This window comes from Lentibacillus saliphilus (genome assembly GCF_019093865.1).
Lineage (GTDB): Bacteria > Bacillota > Bacilli > Bacillales > Amphibacillaceae > Lentibacillus_B > Lentibacillus_B saliphilus.
In genome coordinates, this window is the sequence record NZ_JABJXD010000004.1 from 23,634 (window position 1) to 44,923 (window position 21,290).

General features: G+C 41.5%; 19 protein-coding genes and 5 tRNA genes. 21 read left to right on the forward strand and 3 right to left on the reverse strand.

The genetic code is table 11. From position 1 onward, the window contains the following. Positions 1–7: 7 nt before the first annotated feature. Entirely contained in the window at positions 8–727 is a 720-nt protein-coding gene (locus tag HPC67_RS08315; RefSeq protein ID WP_217587118.1) for a YwaF family protein, read from the reverse strand. A gap of 96 nt (positions 728–823) precedes the next feature. Next, on the reverse strand, positions 824–1,600 hold the full coding sequence (fabI, locus tag HPC67_RS08320; RefSeq protein WP_217587119.1) for an enoyl-ACP reductase FabI: 777 nt from the start codon (positions 1,598–1,600) through the stop codon (positions 824–826). A 359-nt stretch (positions 1,601–1,959) separates the two neighbouring features. On the opposite strand from fabI, the gene HPC67_RS08325 reads away from it, so the two are divergent. The 10 genes from HPC67_RS08325 to rocF all read left to right on the forward strand — a co-directional run bounded on the left by HPC67_RS08325 (position 1,960) and on the right by rocF (position 8,187). Then, positions 1,960–2,034 (forward strand) — tRNA-Glu (locus HPC67_RS08325). Between the two features lie 5 nt (positions 2,035–2,039). Further along, positions 2,040–2,115, forward strand: a tRNA-Thr gene (locus HPC67_RS08330). A 56-nt stretch (positions 2,116–2,171) separates the two neighbouring features. Continuing rightward, a tRNA-Tyr gene (locus tag HPC67_RS08335) sits at positions 2,172–2,256 on the forward strand. 57 nt (positions 2,257–2,313) lie between these two features. Continuing rightward, positions 2,314–2,388 (forward strand) — tRNA-Gln (locus HPC67_RS08340). Positions 2,389–2,478: 90 nt separating this feature from the next. Further along, positions 2,479–2,551 (forward strand) — tRNA-Lys (locus tag HPC67_RS08345). Between the two features lie 260 nt (positions 2,552–2,811). Further along, positions 2,812–4,101, forward strand: a complete 1,290-nt coding sequence (locus tag HPC67_RS08350) for a hydroxymethylglutaryl-CoA reductase, degradative (protein WP_217587120.1) — start codon at positions 2,812–2,814, stop codon at positions 4,099–4,101. Next, positions 4,098–5,066, forward strand: a complete 969-nt coding sequence (gene mvk / locus HPC67_RS08355) for a mevalonate kinase (protein ID WP_217587121.1) — start codon at positions 4,098–4,100, stop codon at positions 5,064–5,066. The genes HPC67_RS08350 and mvk overlap by 4 nt, the downstream gene beginning before the upstream one ends. A 46-nt stretch (positions 5,067–5,112) precedes the next feature. Further along, positions 5,113–6,090 (forward strand): diphosphomevalonate decarboxylase, encoded by a 978-nt coding sequence (gene mvaD, locus HPC67_RS08360; RefSeq protein ID WP_217587122.1) that lies wholly within the window; start codon positions 5,113–5,115, stop codon positions 6,088–6,090. A 24-nt stretch (positions 6,091–6,114) separates the two neighbouring features. Then, positions 6,115–7,221 carry a phosphomevalonate kinase gene (locus HPC67_RS08365; RefSeq protein ID WP_246569902.1) on the forward strand — a complete coding sequence of 369 codons (1,107 nt, stop codon included), beginning with the start codon at positions 6,115–6,117 and terminating at the stop codon, positions 7,219–7,221. Between the two features lie 54 nt (positions 7,222–7,275). Then, positions 7,276–8,187, forward strand: coding sequence for an arginase (gene rocF, locus HPC67_RS08370; protein WP_217587124.1), 912 nt, complete (start codon positions 7,276–7,278; stop codon positions 8,185–8,187). Between the two features lie 122 nt (positions 8,188–8,309). Here the strand turns inward: rocF and HPC67_RS15875 are convergent, their stop codons facing one another. After that, complete coding sequence (locus tag HPC67_RS15875) at positions 8,310–8,549, reverse strand: Spo0E family sporulation regulatory protein-aspartic acid phosphatase (protein ID WP_343327824.1); 240 nt, start codon at positions 8,547–8,549, stop codon at positions 8,310–8,312. Positions 8,550–8,679: 130 nt separating this feature from the next. Between HPC67_RS15875 and sigW the strand changes: the two genes are divergently transcribed. From sigW to yfmH, 11 genes are all read left to right on the forward strand, one after another. Further along, on the forward strand, positions 8,680–9,243 hold the full coding sequence (gene sigW / locus HPC67_RS08380) for an RNA polymerase sigma factor SigW (protein ID WP_217587125.1): 564 nt from the start codon (positions 8,680–8,682) through the stop codon (positions 9,241–9,243). A gap of 15 nt (positions 9,244–9,258) precedes the next feature. Beyond that, positions 9,259–9,918: a zf-HC2 domain-containing protein gene (locus tag HPC67_RS08385; protein ID WP_217587126.1), complete on the forward strand. Its 660-nt coding sequence runs from the start codon at positions 9,259–9,261 to the stop codon at positions 9,916–9,918. A 186-nt stretch (positions 9,919–10,104) separates the two neighbouring features. Further along, positions 10,105–10,926, forward strand: a complete 822-nt coding sequence (gene cdaA, locus HPC67_RS08390; protein WP_217587127.1) for a diadenylate cyclase CdaA — start codon at positions 10,105–10,107, stop codon at positions 10,924–10,926. Beyond that, positions 10,919–12,142, forward strand: a complete 1,224-nt coding sequence (locus HPC67_RS08395) for a CdaR family protein (protein ID WP_217587129.1) — start codon at positions 10,919–10,921, stop codon at positions 12,140–12,142. Before cdaA ends, HPC67_RS08395 begins: the two co-directional genes overlap by 8 nt. 100 nt (positions 12,143–12,242) lie before the next feature. Beyond that, a complete protein-coding gene (gene glmM, locus HPC67_RS08400; protein WP_217587131.1) occupies positions 12,243–13,592 on the forward strand; it encodes a phosphoglucosamine mutase in 1,350 nt (449 codons plus the stop codon). A 299-nt stretch (positions 13,593–13,891) separates the two neighbouring features. After that, the gene (locus HPC67_RS08405) at positions 13,892–14,233 is read left to right on the forward strand and encodes a thioredoxin family protein (RefSeq protein WP_217587133.1); all 342 of its coding nucleotides are present in this window, start codon (positions 13,892–13,894) and stop codon (positions 14,231–14,233) included. Positions 14,234–14,344: 111 nt separating this feature from the next. Continuing rightward, positions 14,345–16,111: an ABC transporter ATP-binding protein gene (locus HPC67_RS08410; protein WP_217587135.1), complete on the forward strand. Its 1,767-nt coding sequence runs from the start codon at positions 14,345–14,347 to the stop codon at positions 16,109–16,111. Positions 16,112–16,141: 30 nt separating this feature from the next. Next, a complete protein-coding gene (locus tag HPC67_RS08415) occupies positions 16,142–17,908 on the forward strand; it encodes an ABC transporter ATP-binding protein (RefSeq protein ID WP_217587137.1) in 1,767 nt (588 codons plus the stop codon). Positions 17,909–17,966: 58 nt separating this feature from the next. Next, entirely contained in the window at positions 17,967–18,521 is a 555-nt protein-coding gene (locus HPC67_RS08420; protein WP_217587138.1) for an LptM family lipoprotein, read from the forward strand. Between the two features lie 105 nt (positions 18,522–18,626). After that, on the forward strand, positions 18,627–19,913 hold the full coding sequence (gene yfmF, locus HPC67_RS08425; protein ID WP_217587139.1) for an EF-P 5-aminopentanol modification-associated protein YfmF: 1,287 nt from the start codon (positions 18,627–18,629) through the stop codon (positions 19,911–19,913). Further along, on the forward strand, positions 19,914–21,200 hold the full coding sequence (yfmH, locus tag HPC67_RS08430; protein WP_217587140.1) for an EF-P 5-aminopentanol modification-associated protein YfmH: 1,287 nt from the start codon (positions 19,914–19,916) through the stop codon (positions 21,198–21,200). It abuts the gene before it with no gap. The last annotated feature ends 90 nt before the right edge of the window (positions 21,201–21,290 follow it).

Here is a 21,290-nt window from a genome sequence, read left to right on the forward strand (position 1 = left end):
AAGGCATTCATTCTTGTGTTTTAAATAGCTTGGAAAACAGCACCAGACTAGCAAAAACGACCAAAGCAATCGTGCACAGGTTAATATAGTACCAAACCCCACTACCGAGAATGCTTAATAATGTGTCTGCAGATGTGGGGCGCGCCAAAAATAAGTAGTTTGCATTAAGCATTGGATTAAGGACAAATCCGATTACTGCTGCGTAGCTTAATAAACTTATATATGCGGTCCACATCGTTTTCCAGGTGATTGTCACATGTGATGTTAAGACGAGAAAGAGACCTGACCAAGAAATCGCCAAGTGATGCAAGAAAAATTTCCAAAAACGAAAATGGGGATAATCATAAATCAATTCTGGGGTTAAAAGTGCTAAAAGAGCCGGGATAAATGCAATGAAATAAGCAAGTTGTATCAGTTTTTTATGATAAGTGGCGAGTGCAGCAGCACTAACAAGTCCTGCAATGCCACAAAGATGAAGTGGTATGTAGGCATCTGGTGTCCATAAATCATGAATAGCTGCCCATAGTTGGTATGTTACTTCTGACAGAATCAGAACGATAAACAGTCCCCAACGCATTGATTGGTGTACAGTGGGTCGCTCTATTATTTTTTTGCGATAAGTGATGAGCAGCAACAGTCCAACCACATACAGTCCGAGCACGATTAAATGATTCTGTCCAAACAAGATGAATGGATTGCCGGAGTCGCGACCAAAAATAGCTGTCATAACGTCTTCCCCCCACAGAAGAATCTGTTTTTGATATTAGAATAGACGCCTGGAGCAATTACCAGGCGTCTATTAGGTGTTGCGTTATAGCTGTCTTTAGCCACCGAGAATATGGTAGCCTGAATCAACGTGCATCACTTCACCAGTTACACCACGAGAAAGGTCGCTCAGGAAGAATAATGTCGCATCTCCGACCTGATCCTGATCGACATTTCTGCGTAAAGGCGCTTTTTCTTCGATAACTGAGAATTTCTCATTAAAGCCAGCAACACCTTTGGCTGAGAGCGTACGGATTGGCCCAGCAGATACGGCGTTGACACGAATGCCATATTTACCAACATCCTCTGCCAAGTATCTGACGCTTGCCTCAAGGGAAGCTTTAGCGACGCCCATGATATTGTAGTCTTTAATCACGCGTTCAGAACCGAGGTAGGTTTGGGTTACAATGGCGCCCCCCTCTGTCATGAGTGGCTTGGCTGCTCTTGTAACGGCTGCGAGGGAATATGAGCTAATTTCATGAGCCAGTAAAAAGCCCTCTCGAGAAGTGTCGGCATATTCCCCTTTAAGCTCGTCTCGATTGGCAAATGCAATAGAATGGACGACACCATGAATGACACCAACTTTTTCACCGATCTCTTTAAACGCTTCTGTGATGCTGTCATCACTTGCGACATCACAAGTGACAATCATTTTTGCGGTGACGTTATTTTCCTCCAAAAGCTTGTTTAGTTTATGATAGGATCGTTCTTGGCGATTGGTGAAAATTAAATTCGCCCCAGCGTTATGTAAAGACTTGGTTATACCCCAAGCGATACTTCGTTGGTTAGCAACGCCCATAACGACGATATTTTTGCCTGTTAAAAGATTTGACATACGTATTAAGACCTCCTACTAACTTTTCATTTATTATAACTTAACTGATATGAATTAGGAAATAAAGGATTATGTTTTTTTGTTTATTGGAATGAATGGTTATAGAGGGCAAAAAAAGCGTTCGTTATAGTATCATACATTTTCATTAATATATGTTTCTAATGCTTAATCATGATGATATAGAAAAACAAAAAACACTTCGTACACTGTCATTTAACATCTGAAAGTGCGACTCTGCTACTATTTGTTATGGTATATTTGGCTCTAGTTAAAAGATTTTTCGGGAAAACTACATTTACCTCTTTACAAAAGCATACAAACTGTATATAATAAAATTCGTTGATTTGAAAAGCCATTATGGCCCGTTGGTCAAGCGGTTAAGACACCGCCCTTTCACGGCGGTAACACGGGTTCGAATCCCGTACGGGTCACCAAAGAAGCCGGCCTAGCTCAATTGGTAGAGCAACTGACTTGTAATCAGTAGGTTGGGGGTTCAAGTCCTCTGGCCGGCACCATTTTATCTTCATGTTTTTTGCTGGATACAAACAAGCATGTTGGAAAACATATATTTGGAGGGGTAGCGAAGTGGCTAAACGCGGCGGACTGTAAATCCGCTCCCTCAGGGTTCGGCAGTTCGAATCTGCCCCCCTCCACCATATGTATAATCTTACAGTTATTAGGTAACAATTAAAAATATCTTATATGAGTAATGTTGGGCTATAGCCAAGCGGTAAGGCGACGGGTTTTGGTCCCGTCATTCCCAGGTTCGAATCCTGGTAGCCCAGCCATTTTTTTGTTCTAAAAACAGAAACATGCCTCGGGTTGTAGGCCTGCGAGGAGTGCGGCATTCAGTAAACGTAACAACATCTAGAATATACGAGCCATTAGCTCAGCCGGTAGAGCATCTGACTTTTAATCAGAGGGTCGGAGGTTCGAATCCTCCATGGCTCATCACCAATTGCATATTTTATTTTAAACATAAACAAGGTCGTTACTTAATGGGCAACCTTGTTTATTTGCATTTATTGAGACTTTTGAACATAATGGATACAGTCAAAATTTATGTTTTGTTTAATGTAGTATAATAAGAAAAAATCGTTCACTTCATAGGCGGTTTGTTTTATAATGAAGTTTGAATGATTCATGAACATTTACAGATGGATCAAAAAATGTAAACTCAAATCAAATGATATTCCAAAAGGATGAATTTAATGAAGACGTCTAGGATTCCCGGGTTTTACAATATGAGCGTAGAGGATCGCAGACAGCTGTTAAAAAAGATGCAAGTATTTTCAGGGGAAAAAGCTAACGATTTTTTTTCGGAAGAACCGTTGTCATTAGATACCGCTGACAATATGATTGAAAATGTCGTTGGAACGTTCCCGCTTCCGCTTGGATTAGGGTTGAATTTTTTAATCAACGACAAAGAATACATCGTTCCAATGGCAATTGAAGAACCATCAGTTGTAGCATCTGCCAGTCATATTGCTAAAATTGTCCGTGAAGCGGGCGGTTTCCAAACAGAAGCGACGGATAGAGTCATGATTGGCCAAATTCAAGTTGTTGGCTGTGACGATATGGACATAGCCAAGCAAGCTTTACTAAAAGCAAAAGATACAATAATTGAAGCGGCTAATTCAGCATATCCAAGTCTCGTAGCTAGAGGCGGGGGTGCTGAAGATATGGACGTTCGCGTGTTAAATGAGGCGTCAGATTCTAATTATACAAAAATGCTTGTTGTGCATATATATGTTAATACGTGTGACGCAATGGGCGCAAATATTGTAAATACAATGGTTGAGTCACTTGCACCTAAGGTTGAAGATTTAACCGGTGGAAAAGTATATTTACGTATTTTATCTAATTTACCAGACCGTTGTCTTGCGCGGGCAAGATGCGTCATTCCGCCTGCATTACTTGCAGATAAGACGTTTTCTGGTGAAGAGGTGCGTGATGGGGTCGTCTTGGCTTATGAATTTGCGGATTCGGACCCATATCGAGCAGTCACGCATAATAAGGGAACGATGAATGGGATTGATCCAGTCGTTATTGCGACAGGGAACGACTGGCGAGCAGTTGAAGCGGGTGCTCATGCATACGCTGCTAAGGACGGACACTATAGTTCGATGACATCATGGTCTGTCGATGAAAAAGGAAATCTTGTCGGTGAACTTGAATTGCCGATGTCAGTTGGCACGGTGGGTGGCTCGATTAATGTGCATCCAATGTCAAAGTTTGCGCTCGATATTCTTGATGTGACATCCGCACAAGAACTTGCTCAAGTGATTGTTGCAGTAGGACTCGCTCAAAATCTCGGTGCATTAAAGGCACTCGTTACAGAAGGTATACAAAAAGGGCATATGGCTCTTCACTCTCGCTCGGTTGCTATTGCAGCAGGAGCTACAGGGGAGATGATTGATATGATTAGTAAACAAATGATTGACGCTAAAGATATCCGTGTAGGTAAGGCACAACAATTAGTGGAAGCGTACAAGCGATGAGCGCGGAAAAAGCGGCAACAACAGAGAAAACGGCAACGGGGACAGCTCACAGTAAGTTGATTCTCATTGGAGAGCATGCGGTTGTACACGGACAGCCTGCGATTGCGATCCCGTTCCCGTTAGTTGGGGTTGAGTCTGTTGTTGAATATGTTCCTGGTACCGTAAAGCTTGATAGTACCTTTTATCATGGACCGATGAAGCATGCCCCAGAATCTTTGCACGGCATTGTGAATTGTATTTCTGATACGTTGAAATATCTTGACATACCTGAAGAAAATTTGCTTATTCGAATTAATTCGTCGATCCCGCCAGGAAAAGGACTCGGTTCCAGTGCGTCTGTCGCAATTGCAATTGTAAGATCGTTGTTTGCATATGCGGAAAGAACGTATACGGAAAAAGAATTATTGGATTTAGCAAACGTTGCAGAAACGATTGCCCATGGCTCACCTAGTGGGATTGATACGTTAACGATTACGTCGGAAACACCTGTCTGGTATGAAAAACAAAGCCCATTTGATCATATCAAGTTAAGTGACGATTTTCATTTTATTGTTGCTGACTCTGGTCGAGTAGGGGATACCCGTCAATCAGTTGAGTCTGTTGCACGGCTCCTCAAGTCTGCCCCGAAAAAATTTCAAGTGAAGTTAGATCGGATAGGGGAATTGACGCATCAGGCAAAGCACGCAATGGAGAAGGCAGGGAAGCAATTTTTGGGACATCTTTTAAATGAAGCCCAGAAAGAATTAGAAGCACTTGGTGTGAGTGACGCAGGGTTGAATCGCTTGATTTATTTTGCCCGGCAAGAAGGCGCCCTTGGTGCTAAATTAACCGGTGGAGGGAATGGTGGATGTATTATAGCATTGGCTAAAAACGAACTCCATTCCGTACAAATTTCTGAGAAGTTGAAGAAACTAGGGGCGGCAGCAGTTTGGTCATTTTCTTTGAAAAAACATGACCAAGATTAAGTCATATTGTTGAGCTGCTCAATGGACATAAGAAAAGGGGATACGTATGAAAGCGACCGCAAAGGCGCATACAAATATTGCCTTGATTAAATATTGGGGGAAGCGTGATGAAAGACTGATTTTACCAACAAACAACAGTCTTTCTTTAACGCTTGATGGTTTTTACACGAAGACGACAGTTCATTTTCGTAATGATTTGTTGAGGGATGTCTTTTACTTGAATGATACGGTTGTCTCTGGAGAGGCATATAATCGCGTAACAAAATTCCTCGACTTAGTACGACAGCAGTTTGGTAAACAAGATCTGTATGCGGATATCCGATCAACAAATGCGGTTCCGACAGCTGCTGGCTTTGCGTCTTCTGCATCGGGATTTGCGGCACTCGCTGCGGCATCTACGAGAGCATTAGGTGAAACGATGACAGAAGAAGCGCTATCACAGCTTACACGGCAAGGCTCAGGCTCTGCTTGTCGTTCTATTTATGGTGGTTTCGTTGAATGGCAAATGGGGATGAAGGCTGATGGGTCGGATTCATATGCCGTACCGGTTGCGCCTGCTCATCATTGGGATGTCAGAGTGGCTGCTGTAGTGTTGAATGCAACGGAGAAAGATGTTTCAAGTCGTGAAGGTATGAAGCGGACTGTTGACACGTCACTGTTTTATCAAGGCTGGCTTGACGGGATCCCCCAAGATTTAATAGATATTAAAGATGGGATACGTCATCGTGATTTTGAAAAGCTGGGCGCTATTGCAGAAGCGAATTGCTTGCGTATGCATGCAACAACGCTTGGAGCAATTCCGCCGTTTACTTACTGGAATCATTTGACGGTACAAGTGATGGAGACTGTTCGACAAATGCGCCAAATAGGCATACCGGCATACTTCACCATTGATGCTGGACCAAATGTAAAAGTACTTTATTTACCTGAATATGAATACAAAGTGGAACAGACGCTTCGGGAATTGCCTGGCGTTGCTGATGTCATTCTGAGTCGTCCAGGAGAGGGCATCACTTACCTATAATAGGGGATGAACAACTTGTCAAACATGCCATTGACTATAAAAACACCAGGAAAGCTCATGATAGCAGGTGAGTTTGCAGTGCTTGAACCGAACTATAAACTCGTCGTTATGGCTGTCGATCGCTTCGTTTATACAACCCTCAATGAAGCATCAGAATATACGATTACGCTAGAAAATTTTTCTTTAGATAACTTGCGGTGGCAGTATAAGGATGGTCACGCTTTTATTGAATCGAAAGACGAGCGCGTATTGTATACGTCCAATGCATTAGATGTGGCATGTCGTTATTTAGACGAGCTTAATATACCAATTAAACCAATGCACATCGCTATTCGGAGTGAACTTGATGATGCATCTGGTCGAAAATACGGTCTCGGATCAAGTGCAGCTGTTGTAACATCTATTATATCCGCTATTCTAACAGCTTATCTTCCTCATCCACCTGAGCCAATGCTCGTATTTAAGCTAGCAGCCATTACACATGTTAACACTCAAGGTAATGGCTCAGGGGCGGACGTTGCGGCCTCAGCCTATGGTGGCTTTATTGAGTATACGTCTTTTCAGGCCGAGTGGCTGAGAGAGGCTAATCGAACGACTCAATCATTAATAGAGCTTGTTAACATGAACTGGGAATATTTATCGATAAAACCTTTCCGATTACCTGAACATGCTCATATGGCCATTGGCTGGACAGGAACACCTGCATCAACTGGACAACTTGTGAAAAACATTTTAAAGCTTAAAGTAACTGATTTGGAAGCATATGAGCAATTTTTATTAGACAGTAAGACGGCTGTTGCTCAGTTTATTCAAGGTGCGAAGGTAAATGATATACCACTTATGCAAGCTGGCATTAAAAAAAATAGACACGCACTTGCACGTGTTGGTATGGAAGCCGGAGTCGATATTGAAACGGACGTCTTAAAAACGTTGTGTGATATAGCTGAGCGTTGTGGCGGAGCTGGAAAATCCTCTGGAGCTGGTGGAGGCGATTGTGGCATTGCTGTCATGACAACGCATGACCAGGTTGATAGACTAGAAGAACGTTGGACATCAGTGGGGATAGAGCCGCTATCGCTCCGAATGGCGCCACAAGGAGCCGCAGTGACGAAGGATTGTAATGAGAACTAATCATTTAGTATGATTCATGCTCGACTGTTTTATTAAGCAAAGGGGGGCATACACATGCATACGAAAGATATTTCTTTACTCGGCATGCCGATGGACTTGGGGCAATTAAGACGTGGGGTTGATATGGGACCAAGTGCTATGCGGTATGCTGGAATTATCGAACAATTGAAAGCGCTAAACTACAAGGTGTATGACAGAGGAGATCTTCCAATCCAGCGTCCTGATCAAGATAGTAGCAGCAGCGCGAATCCGCATAATTTACGGAATTTAGATCAAATCACGGAAGCAAATGAGCGTTTAGCAAAGCATGTGAACCAAGAAATAGAAACAGGTCATTTTCCGCTCGTTTTAGGTGGTGATCATAGCATTGCTATTGGGAGTCTTGCTGGGATATCAAGACATTATGAGAATCTAGGTCTGATCTGGTATGATGCCCACGGTGATTTGAATACAGCTGATACGTCTCCTTCTGGCAATATACATGGAATGCCACTCGCTGTTAGTCTAGGAATTGGTCATGAGAAGCTCACCCAGGTGATGGGCTATGCACCAAAAGTAAAGCCCGAAAATATTGTCATCATTGGGGCGAGAGATCTTGACCCTGAAGAAAAGACGCTTATAAAGGATAAAGGCATCAAGGTTTATACAATGCATGAAATTGATCGTATGGGGATGCCACACGTTATGACGGAAACGATCAATTATTTAAAGGCGCGTACAGATGGGGTTCATTTAAGCCTAGATCTGGATGGTTTGGATCCGTCTGAAGCACCTGGGGTTGGGACACCCGTCCTTGGTGGGCTCACATATAGAGAAAGTCATCTTGCGATGGAAATGCTTGCGGAAGCAAATATCATCACATCAGCTGAATTTGTTGAAGTTAATCCGATACTTGATGAAAAAAATAAAACCGCTACATTAGCTGTCGGGTTGGTCGGGTCACTGTTTGGAGAAAAACTTAAATAATTGATTCCTAAAAAGGGATTAAGAAAAAAGATCCGAACGCCATTCATTATGATTGAATCATCATACGAATCGGTTCGGATTTTTTGTAATGCGTTGTGTTTATTATGTTCATGTTGTTATGATTATACTTGCCAAACTGAGTCACTATTCATATTTATTGCTACATGTTTATTTCGGGTCGAAGCATTTTGTTTGTGATATTCGTTTAGCAAGACGTCAAGTCTCTCGCTTGCTTCCAGAACAAACGGAGAATCTATGCCGTATTTTGTACTTAACGCAATCATTTCTTGACGTGTTAAAGCGATTTTTTTTGCGAGCGAAGACATATCCACCATACATCCTCTCATCTTGATACTACTCATATTAAATTATATACTTAAAAAAGACAATACAAACACATCACTTGAAATTAATATTTATATTTTGTTATATGAAACCTTTTTAATAGCCTTATCGTATTACAAGTACCGCATACTGAGCGGAGGATATTAGATGGACTTAATGATAAGAGAGAAAATAATACAAGTAAAAAAAGGGGATCAAGCTGCATTTGAAGATGTCGTAGCTTTTTTTCAGCATAAGATCTATCATCATTGTTATCGGATGCTGGGAAATGCACATGAGGCAGAAGATGTTGCCCAGGAAGCGTTCATACGTGCTTATGTAAACATTCATTCTTTTGATGAACATCGAAAGTTCTCGACATGGCTCTATCGTATTGCAACGAATTTAACAATAGATAGGCTAAGGAAGCGCAAGCCAGATTATTATTTGGATGCTGAAATAAAGGGAGCTGAAGGGCTTAATATGTATTCTCAGCTTGCAAACGATGATCCACTTCCACAAAAAGAAGTTGAAAATCTGGAGCTGCAGGATGAAATACAGCGTGTGATTGCTGAGCTTCCACCGCATTATCGAAGTACGATTACGTTAAGATACCTTGAGGAGTTTTCATTGAAAGAAATTAGTGACATTCTTGATGTTCCACTTGGTACTGTTAAAACGCGTATTCATAGAGGTCGGGAAATTTTGCGGGAGAAACTTCGTCATGTGTAAAGGAGTGTGGTCCAGATGAATTGCGAAAAAGAAGTCATAGAGCTCATGCATAAACATTTAGATGGTGAGTTAACGAATAAAGAACAAACCGCATTAAGCGAGCATCTGGAGAAGTGTGAGGACTGTCAGAAGCATTTTCATGAGCTTAAACGGACAATCACACTTTTGCAAGGTCAAAACGCTTGGAAGGTGAACGCACCAACAAACTTTGTATCGGGTGTCATGCAAAAGCTGCCAGCTGAGAGGAAACGTCATAAATATATGCGCTGGTTTAAGGCACATCCGGTATTGACGGCTGCAGCCATTTTCTTCATTTTAATGTTTGGCGGTATGTTTTCTGAATGGAACAAAGATCAAGAGCTGGTCGTATCAAAACAGGATAATCTGCTCATAAAAGGTGATACAGTCATCGTACCTGAAGGCGTAACGGTGAATGGCGACCTTGTCGTTAAAAATGGCAAGCTCAAAATCAAAGGAAAAGTTGATGGCAATGTGACGATCATTAACGGTGAGCTCATAAACAGTGATCCCCCAATAGAGGGTGAGGGCCTAATGGCATCCGTTGGAGAGATTAACGGAGAGTTTGAAGAGATTGATCAAGTATTTGAGTGGATGTGGTACCATGTTAAGCAGTTGGCACAAGGTATTATGTCTGTAGGGGACCCGTCTGAATAGCGACCATTTATATAAATTGATGCCGGATAAGAAGTGCGTATCCGGCTTTATTATTTTCTCCTGTTTTGAAAGTTTTACAAATTTCACGTCACGTCATCATTCATTTTTTTGTTTAAAATGTGATATAATATGTGAATGACCCCCTAAAATTTAGCGGGGATTATTGATGCCAAGGGACGTGAAAACATGCTTGATGGGGGAATAGACCTGCTTGATATCATAAAAATCGCTGTAGATATTACTCTCGTCTGGTATGTTTTATATAAATTGATCATGCTGATTAGAGGTACAAAGGCGATTCAACTGCTAAAAGGTATTGTGGTCGTCTTTGCAGTTAGACTTCTCAGCATCATCTTTGACTTACCGACGATACAGTATTTTACAGCTGAAGCGATATCGTGGGGCTTTATCGTAATTGTTATTCTGTTCCAGCCCGAATTACGTCGAGCTTTAGAGCAATTAGGACGGGGAAATATATTTGCGAGAAGCTCTAAATCAGAAGAAGAAATGCTTGAAGAAATTATAGAATCAATTGTTGAATCATGTAAGTATATGGCTAAACGACGAATAGGCGCTTTAATAACGATTGAACGAGAGACGGGTGTTGGCGATTACGCCGAGACAGGGATAGCGATTAATGGTAAATTAACACATCAATTGCTAACGAATATTTTTACACCTAATACGCCGCTGCATGACGGAGCAGTCATTATAAAACGGGATGAAATTACGGCCGCAGCCTGTTATTTGCCGCTATCTGAAAGTCCCTTCATCTCAAAGGAGCTCGGGACACGGCACAGAGCAGCGATGGGGATAAGTGAAGTGACAGATGCACTTACTATTGTAGTATCGGAGGAAACCGGTCACATTTCCTGTACAAAGAATGGCGAGCTGCACAGAAACCTCGATATAGACGCCTTCAGATTGTTTTTAAGTGAAAACCTATCCATGAAGCTTGCGAGCTCTGATTCGCGGGCATGGAACTGGAGGGGGAAAAAGAATGGATAAGTGGTTTAGGAGCAAATGGTTTGTTCGTGCGCTCTCACTGGCATTTGCCATTTCCCTGTATATATTTGTGAGTGTGGAGGAAAATCCAAATGACACAGATCTACGCTTTTTCGGTGGTTCAACGGAAACAGAAACCGTCACCGATGTGCCTGTCGGTATACGGATCGATGATGACAATTATGTCGTAAGTGGTGTTCCTGAGTTTGTCAATGCAACCCTTGAAGGGTCAAAGAGTGCCGTAACGAAAGCGGTCAAACAACGCAATTTTGATGTGTACGTTGACCTCCGTGGTAAGAAAGAAGGAGATCATACAGTTGACATCGAATATGACAATATACCAGGTGATTTGTCTATATTTATCGAGCCAAAAACGATTGATGTCACAATTGAGCAACGTGCAACGAAGGAATTTCCTGTTAGCATTGACTTTATAAATGAGGACAAGCTCCCACAAGGCTATGAGCTTGGCGAGGTAACAACAGACCCTGAGACTGTTGTTATTACGAGCTCTAAAACAGTCATTGAACAAATAGCCATTGTAAAGGTGTTCGTTGATGTAGGCGGCATTGAGCAGTCTATAACGAATAGGGAAGTACCTGTTAATGTATATGATAGTCAAGGAAATGAACTCAGGGTTAACATAGAGCCGGGGAACGTTAATGTGTCAGTGGAAGTCGATAATCCAAGCAAAACAGTCCCAGTCACAGTTGAAACGACGGGTGAGCTACCTGAAGGCTTTGAGCTTACTTCGATCGAATCGAGCACGCAGGAAGTTGAGATTTTTGCAACGAGCAATATTCTAGAAACGATTGATGCTATTCAAACAGAACCAATCGATTTGAGTGATAGGAATGAATCTGGAACATTTGAAGTGAATCTGGACCTCCCTGAAGGGGTTCAGGTTCCTAATGGAAATACGATTGAGATTGATCTGGAGCTTGAACAAACAAAAGCCTTTGAGGATATTTCCATTAATGCTGTGAATGTACGTGAAGGGCAGGACGTTGCTTTTGTTCAACCGAATCAACCTGTTGTAAATATTACAGTGACTGGAAATCAACGAGACATCGCAATACTGACAAAAGCAGACTTTAATGTCACAGTTGATGTTGATGGTTTAGATACCGGGACACATACATTGGATGTATCAATTTCAGGTCCAGATGATTTTACATACACGAGTAACCTGGAGCAAGTAACCGTTGAAATATCGTAACAAAAAATAAAGCTAAGCAGTCGCAGTGAGTGGTACAATCATTCGCGTAGATATGCACACCCCGATTTGAAGTGCAAGGGTGAAAAGGAGAGATCCAATAATGGGAAAGTATTTTGGAACCGATGGTGTAAGAGGAGTCGCTAATAAAGAACTAACGCCAGAATTAGCATTTAAGCTCGGCCGCTGTGGAGGATATGTCCTCACGAATGGAACTGAAAAGCCGAAAGTTCTTATCGGAAGGGATACACGTATATCAGGACGTATGCTTGAAAGTGCCCTTATAGCAGGTTTGCTGTCAATTGGTGCTGAGGTTATGCGCTTGGGCGTCATTTCTACACCAGGTGTTGCCTACTTGACCAAAGCAACCAGTTCAAATGCAGGTATTATGATTTCAGCATCACACAATCCAGTTGAGGATAACGGCATTAAGTTTTTTGGTGCAGATGGTTTTAAGCTGAATGATGATCAGGAAAAGGAAATTGAGCGCTTAATAGACGAAGATGAAACACTTCCGCGGCCAGTTGGTGCTGATGTAGGGGTTGTCAATGACTACTTCGAAGGTGGACAGAAGTATTTATCCTTTTTGAAGGAATCAATTGATAATGATTTTGCAGGCTTGGGTATTGCCCTAGACTGTGCTCATGGCTCCACTTCAAGCTTGGCAACACATTTATTTGCTGACCTTGAGGCTGATATCTTTACGATTGGTTCGTCACCAAATGGTTTAAATATTAACGATGGCGTCGGTTCAACACATCCTGAGACGTTACAAGCATTTGTACTGGATAAGAAAGCAGATATCGGATTGGCCTTTGATGGAGATGGCGACCGTCTCATTGCAGTTGATGAAAAAGGGCAGATCGTTGATGGGGACCAGATCATGTATATTTGTGGGAAGTACATGAACGATAAAGGCTTTTTACGTCACAATACAGTTGTTTCGACTGTCATGAGTAACTTGGGCTTTTATAAAGCACTTGAGGAAAACGGCATGCGCAGTGATAAGACGTCGGTTGGTGATCGCTATGTTATGGAAGAAATGAGAAAAGGCGGCTATAACTTAGGTGGTGAACAGTCAGGACATGTCATCTTCCTTGATTATATTACAACTGGTGATGGGATGCTGACAGCTCTTCAACTGGTCAATGTTCTGAAGGAAACGGGTAAAACGTTATCCGAGCTAGCTGGTGAAATGACTGTATACCCGCAAGTTCTTAAAAACGTTAAAGTCGTTGATAAGCAGCAAGCATTGAGTCACAAGCATATTCTTGATGAAATTGATAAAGTAGAGCAAGAGCTTGGTGCTGAGGGTAGAGTACTCGTACGTCCGTCTGGAACAGAGCCGCTCGTTAGGGTCATGGTTGAAGCACCAACGACTGAGCAATGTGAAGCTTACGCTGATCGTGTTGTGAAGGTCATTGACCAGCTACTTGGTATGAAGGACGAATAGGAACATCTATTAAAGTTTGCAACACTATATATCAGGCAAAGAAAATCCGAACGACGATACATGATGAGTGAGATCTTCATGCATCGGTTCGGATTTTTTGTGTCGAGGTAATACCGATTTACAATTGAACGTTTTTGAGTGCTTCAAAATAAACACAAATATACACAAAATAAGCATCGTTTCTACCATAATCAGCGAATCATATTGATTTAAGCCGTCAATGTAAATAAAATGATAAGTATTATTTAGAAAACTTTAAATCATATTTAACGTGATTAGAGATTGGAGGCAACATTGATATGGCGAAGATCGCATCAATTAGCAAAGAACAGTTTCAAGCGGAGGTATTAGACCAGTCAGTACCTGTTTTAGTTGACTTTTCAACGGATGGCTGTGGTCCTTGTGAAGGCATTATACCTATGCTAGAAGAACTTCAGGAAGAACTTGAAGGCAAGTTGCAAATTAAAAATTTAAATGTTGCATATGAAGAGCTCGAACAAGACTCCAACGAAATTATGAAGAAGTACGATGTAATGGCATTTCCAACTTTACTTGTCTTTAAAGATGGCGAACCTGTTGAAACGTTAATTGGAATGGTTGATAGAGCAACAGTATTAAAGAAATTGGAAGGCATTATTTAATTGACAATAACGTGATGACGAATTTTTATAGACGTACGTTTTAAAAGAAGCGTGCGTCTCGCTTTAAAGAAATATATTCAGAAAATTTATTCAAGGAAGGGGTGTGACACCGTGGCCGAAGCGATCGATAAGAAAGAATTTAAAAGGCTTAGAAAAGAAAGTGAAAAGGGCATCTGGAGAAAATATACGCGACTCATTTTTAAAGCTAAACTTCCTTGGAAATGGTTGACCTTTTTAGTGTTTCTGAACATCGGCTCCATGCAGTTGTCACTGATGTTTCCACAATACGCTCAAAAAGTATCTGCAGGTGTATTAACGAACGAAGTTATTTTTGGAACAGTCGCCGTCATTTTTGGTGGTGTACTATCGTCTGGAATTGTACGTTACTTTTCAAAGCTTACGATGTACAAAGTTGACATTAGTTACCGTTCCTTAATTTGGCAACGCCTCATGCATTCGCCACTGAGTTTATTTGACAGTGTAAAGCCGAATGAGATGGTCAGTCGAACCGCTAATGATACGTCCACGCTTAGTTCTGTCGTAGCAGGCCTATTGCCGACACTCGTTGGAATGGTCTATTCCGTCTATTATATTATTGATGTTTTATTTGGCTATGATTGGCGGTTGTCACTAGGGTTAATCGTTTACACACCAATCTATGTTTTAGCTCTTATATGGTACGGCAAATGGAATTATCGGACACTCAAACACACACATAACAGACTTGCATCCCTTACGCAATTTTTGTCAGAGCTACTCGTTAGCATTCCGTTAATTAAATCGTTTAACACAGAACGTAAGGAAGAAAAACGCGGGAAAGAAAACCTGCAGAAGTATTATAAAGCATCGATGAGACAAACGATCATCAACTGGATTCATACACCAATGATTAGCATTTTAACCTTGGTTATGGATTTATTCGTCATTGTATTTGGTATTTACCTCGTATCTAACGGATCCATAACAATTGATATTTGGATTGCCTTTTTCTTATATGTCGGTATGTATTTTGGTATTTTAGAGACGTTCGGATTCATGTTTATTCAATTAAAAGAAAGCCAAGGTGCATCTTCACGGATTGCCATTTTATTGGAAAGTGACCTTGAACAATATGAACGCAATCGCTCTGTAGAGGATACGAACCGAAATCTTGTGTTTGATGATGTGAGTTTTGGTTATGGCGATACGAAGGTACTTGAGAATGTGTCGTTCACTGTGAAAAATGGATCGAAAACAGCGATCGTCGGACCGAGCGGTGGTGGGAAATCAACTTTACTCGCTCTCGTCCAACAGTTGTATACACCTAGTGAAGGAACGATCACATATGGTGATGCTCCAATTGGCGATTATCATTTAACCGATTGGCGACGTATGTTTAGCTTTGTTGCTCAGGATAGTCCACTGCTTAATGGCACAATTCGCGACAACATCGTATATGGTGTCGACCGTGAAGTGAGTGAAGAGGAGATAAAGGAAGCTGCACGTGCAGCAAATGCTCTTCAATTCATCCAAGAATCACCACAAGGCTTTGAAACACATGTCGGTGAGACGGGTGCAAACCTTTCAGGTGGACAACGTCAACGTATAGCAATTGCTCGAGCACTATTACGTAATGCAGAATTTCTCTTACTTGATGAGGCAATGGCAAGCTTGGATGGTCAATCAGAACAAGCTGTCCAGGAGGCGATGGAAAAGCTCATGGAAGGCAAAACATCCATTGTCGTTGCACACGATTTATCGACGATTATAAACTCGGACCAAATTGTCTTAATTAATGACGGTACCGTTGAAGCGATTGGTACACATAAAGAATTGTGCCAGCACAGCGAATTATATATGCAATTTGTCGAGTATTTGAGTCAATCATCTGTCAGTTAAAGCTGGCAGGATGTTAGGAGGGAAAGCACCATGAAGGAAGCCGTAGAAGCCTATCGACAATATGGGTGGAAAAAGTTTTTTCAACTGATGTTCAAATCGAGATTGCCTTGGACATTGTATATTATAAGCATTATTACGGCGTTTTTAACGACAACCATTTCACTCGGACTTCCTATCGTCACACAGAAGCTCATGGAAGGGAAAATTTTTGAAGACGGATTGGTAACGCAGTACGTTTTGTTGAGCGTTGCTTCTGCTGTGATGGTGAGTATCTCGGCCTTTTTCGCCTATGTTACAGGACCGATTACGCGTCGTAATATCCAACAGACCATATGGCCAAAATTGATTCGCATGCCAATGCGAAAATATGCAGGGAGCAGTTCATTACAGCAGATTAGCCGTGTGACCATTGACCCGTCGTTTGTCGATAGTGCGATTTCAGATTTACGAATGATGTTGACGGCGACATATAGTCTTGTTGGCTCATTCGTCATTATGTACAACATGAATGTGAAGCTAACATTGGCTTTATTGCCGATCATTCCATATATATTGATCGTATCTGCAGTCGTGGGGCATTTCACACAAAAAACACAGTATGGTGTGCAAGAAAAACTATCGGGCTTAACAGCCTTTTTTGCGGAACGTCTTCCGAAAATCCGCTTGATCAAAACGTTCGGTAAAGAAGCAGAAGAAATTGAACGTGGCCACGCTGTTATTCATGACCAGTACGGTGCCGAGAAGAAACGGGCCGTTGTTGATTTGTTTGCGGAGCCTCTTATGCAGAGTGTGCGTGCCATTGTAGTTGGAATTGTCCTGATTTATGGCAGTATCCTCGTGAGTAGAGGTGAATTAAAGGTTAGTGAAGTAATCGCCTTTTACCTCTATGTGCAATTTATTCATAATGATGTTTTAAAGTATGGGATATTTTGGCAAAGCGTCAAGCAAGCAAGAGGTGCTGCAGAGAAAATTTCTGGCATTAGAGATGCAGAGGAAGAAAAACTGCAGCGTGAGCATTCATTTGATACGGTTGCAGATCGCTCAAGTGGTGACATAACATTTGAAAATGTGTCATTTAGCTATGGCGAGAAAAATGTCCTTTCCCATATTAATTTAACAATACCAGAAGGGAAGACAACAGCAATTGTTGGACCGAGTGGTAGTGGAAAAACAACAATATTCTCTTTGATTGAGCGCTTGTACGAGCCGAACGTTGGTCGCGTCATGATAGGGGATACGCCAGCTGAAGATATCCATCTTGACGAATGGCGTCAATCTATCGCTTACGTGTCCCAAAGTGCACCGCTTTTATCAGGAACGATCCGCGATAACATCACTTACGGTATTAGAGATGACATGAGTGATGAAGAGGTCATCAATGCTGCTAAACTAGCAGCTGCGTATGAATTTATAGAGGAATTTCCTGATGGTCTTGATACAGAAGTCGGGGAATTTGGTAGTAGGTTATCGGGTGGGCAGCGCCAACGCTTAGCGATTGCCAGAGCCTTTATTATGAACCCAGATTATTTGCTTTTAGATGAAGCAACATCAAACCTAGATGCGCGTAGTGAGCATTTGGTGCATCAAGCGTTACAAAAGCTGATGAGAGGACGGACAACGATCATGATTAGCCATGACCTTAAAGACATCGGTCACGTTCATCAAGTTATTCTTGTTGATCAAGGTAAAATCGTTGGTACAGGTAATCACAAAGACCTTATGGGGGAAAGTGATTTATACCAAAAACTCGTCGATATCCAAAATCAGAAATCAAGCAAGCTTGCAGCAACAATGTAATGAATTATTACCTGAAAAAATTCAGGTTGTAATAAAAAGACATTAGGAGGATAAAAAAATGAAAAAATTATTATATGTTATGTTGATGATGGTACTCGCTGTTGGGTTAGCTGCATGTGGTGACTCTGACGAAAATAATAATGCGAATGGCGAAAACAATGATCAAGAACAAGCGAATGTGGACAATGGGGACAACGGTTCAGAAAATGCTGACGGCGCAGAAGAGGGAGACGCTGATGAAGCTGCTGGTGAAGACAGTGATGCGCTTGGAGATGAAAACTACCAGCAAATTGTGGACCTTTTAAAAGACAACGATTTTGAAGTAACAGATGTTCAAGAAGGCTATGATGATGTTATTGGTAGTGAAGGTAGTGTTACAATGGTAGTTAACGGAGAAGATATGCTTGCCTTACAAGTATACAAAATGGAAGAAGGTCATGAGAACCTTGACAAGATCAATGAAAGTGGAACAGCAACACTTGAATTTGAAGGCCAGCAAGGTGATGTGGAAGGGTTTTATGCAATCGGCAATTATGCGATCTTCCTCGCTGAAGGCCATCCCGATAGTGAAGCTGTTGAAACATTACTAAAGGATAACTTCACACCACAATAATAGAGCTTAACGGACATCTATAGTACACTTAGAAAACCGGCCTTCCATTGCCGGTTTTTTAAGGTATTTAGAACACCCTGTTCCCACTAAGAAGGAGGAATTGTTATGACGAGAACGGTAGAGCAAACTGTTGAACACGATAGTTTGAAGGCACATTTAATTCCGAGCAAGACATTCAAAACGATTATGATTGAATTTAAGTTTAAGACGTTACTAGATAGAAACACCATTACGAAGCGTGCTCTATTACCTTTTGTCCTAAAAAAAGGATCTAAAAATTATCCCGAAGACACACGCATTCAAGAGAAATTGGATGATCTGTATGGTGCATCTTTAAATATAGGAGGACAAAAATCTGGTGACTACCATGTCGTAACCGTTAACATGGAGATTGCGAATGATAAGTTCATCGGGCAAGCGTCATCGATTGTGTCTGAGGCGTTAGCCTTTTTAAAGGATGTTGCCTTTAATCCAAATGTAACCGATGGATCATTTGATCAAACGGTCGTTAACCAGGTAAAAAACACACTCCGAAAACATTACCAATCTATCAAGGATGATAAAATGTCCTATGCGAATCTACGTTTGATCGATGAAATGTGTGAAGGTGAGACATATCAGGTTCATTCTCATGGGTATGAAGAAGACCTCGATGCGATTGACGGTAAAAATCTATATTCGTATTTTAAAAGTATGATAGACAATGACATCATTGACTTGTTTGTTGTTGGTGACTTTGATGTGAACGATATGTCACAGCTTATTAAAAATGAGCTTGACAGCTTTCGTCCTACACAGCCGGCTCCTTTTGAACAAGGGTGTGTCAAACGCTCTGCCCCTTCTGAGCCGAGAGAAGTGATCGAGACAGATGATATTCAACAAGCAAAGCTACATATCGGTTATCGGACACATACAACATTTAATGATTCCGATTTCCCGGCAATGCTCGTCTGCCATGTCATGATCGGTGCCCATCCAGGCTCGAAGTTGTTTGTTAACGTCAGGGAAAAACATAGCTTGGCCTATTATGTGGCATCACAGCTTGATATTTTGAGTGATAAGCTCTTCGTATTTAGTGGGATCGCACCAACTGACTATGAAAAGGCCCGTGACATCATTGCGCTACAGGTGGCCGCAATGAAGGATGGTGCGTTTACAAAAGCAGAACTGGAAGAATCCAAGTCTATGATTATTAGTCAATATCGTTCCGCTATGGATCAAGCTGGCGGCTTAATTGACCTAGAATATCAGCAAGTGCTTGGGCATACAGAGCGGACGATTGAAGACCTGATGGCACAGGTTAAAGCTGTTACATCGGAAGACGTTATTAAAAGTGCTAATAAGCTTGAAGAGGATACAATATACTTATTAACGAGCAAGGAGGCGAACTAGATGCAGGGCACAACTTACAGCAATGTTGATGAAACGATCTACACTGAAGTACTGGATAATGGGTTAAAAGTTTGTCTGATGCCACGAGAAGGGTTATCAAAGACATATGGCATCTTTACGACAGCTTTTGGTGCAACGGATATGACGTTTGTGCCGCTCGGCCAATCAGAAAAAACGACTGTGCCATTAGGTGTTGCACACTTCCTTGAGCATAAGTTGTTTGACAAAGGTGACCATGATGCATTTGCCGACTTTTCAAAGCTCGGTTCGTCAGCGAACGCCTATACAAATTCAACTCAGACGGCATACTTATTTTCCGCAACAGAAAAGGTCAAAGAAAATGTCGAGCTGCTGCTTGATTTTGTCCAGGATCCGTATTTTTCGGATGAAACCGTTGAAAAAGAAAAAGGTATTATTACGCAGGAAGCCCAAATGTATGCTGATAACCCTGATCAGCGGCTTTATATGAGCACATTGGAGGCGATGTTCCAAGATCATCCGGTCAGATATGAGGTTCTCGGAACGTTAGAATCGATTAACAACATTACAAAAGAAGATTTATATACGTGCTATCATACATTTTATCACCCATCTAATATGACGCTGGCCATCTCAGGACAAATGGATGTTGATGAAATGATGGAGCTGATTCGATCAAATCAAGCTCAAAAGCAGTTTGCGCCATCTGAGTCTATACAGCGCTTCGTACCAGAGGAGGCAAGTGACGTATTCCAACAGGAAAAAACCGTGACAATGCCGGTATCAACACCGAAATGTATGGTTGGTATTAAGGAATATAGTGCCTCGATTGAGCCGGTTGAGCTTCAAAAGCGCTCTTTGTTAACGAGTATGCTATTAGACTTTTTGTTCGGCAGCAGCGGTCCTTTCTATAAAAAACTGTATGATGCAGGGTTGATTGATTATTCGTTCGGTGTTGAAACCCTTTGTGAACTAGATTACGGGTACTCACTACTAAGTGGTAACACAGAAGATCCAGAGGGATTTGCGGCTACGATTAAATCATTGCTGCTCTCGACAAACGAATTTAAACTCGATGAGGTGTCATTTGAGCGTATGAAAAAACGCAAAATCGGACGCTTACTTCGTGGCATGAATTCGATTGAAAATGTTGCAGAAAATTATACATGGTATGAAAACCGTGGTCTCGATTATTTCGAATTAATCCCAGCGATCGAAGCTTTAACGCTTGAAGACGCAAATGCGTTTTTAAACAACTGGATTACAGAAGAGCGATTGACAGTTGTAACGATGCAGCCAGAGAAATAAATAATGTTTAACCATAGAGATTCTCTCCCGATTATCAAAGGAGGGGATCTCTTTTTTTCTGCTTTAAAATAGGTCACATGACCCATATTA

Excerpts from the sequence above, each read along its gene's own strand:
- yfmF (WP_217587139.1), top strand. The coding sequence starts at position 18,627 with ATGACGAGAACGGTAGAGCAAACTGTTGAACACGATAGTTTGAAGGCA.
- glmM (WP_217587131.1), top strand. The coding sequence starts at position 12,243 with ATGGGAAAGTATTTTGGAACCGATGGTGTAAGAGGAGTCGCTAATAAA.
- mvk (WP_217587121.1), top strand. The coding sequence starts at position 4,098 with ATGAGCGCGGAAAAAGCGGCAACAACAGAGAAAACGGCAACGGGGACA.
- rocF (WP_217587124.1), top strand. The coding sequence starts at position 7,276 with ATGCATACGAAAGATATTTCTTTACTCGGCATGCCGATGGACTTGGGG.
- HPC67_RS08395 (WP_217587129.1), top strand. The coding sequence starts at position 10,919 with ATGGATAAGTGGTTTAGGAGCAAATGGTTTGTTCGTGCGCTCTCACTG.
- HPC67_RS08405 (WP_217587133.1), top strand. The coding sequence starts at position 13,892 with ATGGCGAAGATCGCATCAATTAGCAAAGAACAGTTTCAAGCGGAGGTA.
- HPC67_RS08315 (WP_217587118.1), bottom strand. The coding sequence starts at position 727 with ATGACAGCTATTTTTGGTCGCGACTCCGGCAATCCATTCATCTTGTTT.
- HPC67_RS08350 (WP_217587120.1), top strand. The coding sequence starts at position 2,812 with ATGAAGACGTCTAGGATTCCCGGGTTTTACAATATGAGCGTAGAGGAT.
- HPC67_RS08420 (WP_217587138.1), top strand. The coding sequence starts at position 17,967 with ATGAAAAAATTATTATATGTTATGTTGATGATGGTACTCGCTGTTGGG.
- mvaD (WP_217587122.1), top strand. The coding sequence starts at position 5,113 with ATGAAAGCGACCGCAAAGGCGCATACAAATATTGCCTTGATTAAATAT.
- HPC67_RS15875 (WP_343327824.1), bottom strand. The coding sequence starts at position 8,549 with ATGAGTAGTATCAAGATGAGAGGATGTATGGTGGATATGTCTTCGCTC.
- yfmH (WP_217587140.1), top strand. The coding sequence starts at position 19,914 with ATGCAGGGCACAACTTACAGCAATGTTGATGAAACGATCTACACTGAA.
- cdaA (WP_217587127.1), top strand. The coding sequence starts at position 10,105 with ATGCTTGATGGGGGAATAGACCTGCTTGATATCATAAAAATCGCTGTA.
- HPC67_RS08385 (WP_217587126.1), top strand. The coding sequence starts at position 9,259 with ATGAATTGCGAAAAAGAAGTCATAGAGCTCATGCATAAACATTTAGAT.
- HPC67_RS08365 (WP_246569902.1), top strand. The coding sequence starts at position 6,115 with ATGCCATTGACTATAAAAACACCAGGAAAGCTCATGATAGCAGGTGAG.
- fabI (WP_217587119.1), bottom strand. The coding sequence starts at position 1,600 with ATGTCAAATCTTTTAACAGGCAAAAATATCGTCGTTATGGGCGTTGCT.
- sigW (WP_217587125.1), top strand. The coding sequence starts at position 8,680 with ATGGACTTAATGATAAGAGAGAAAATAATACAAGTAAAAAAAGGGGAT.
- HPC67_RS08415 (WP_217587137.1), top strand. The coding sequence starts at position 16,142 with ATGAAGGAAGCCGTAGAAGCCTATCGACAATATGGGTGGAAAAAGTTT.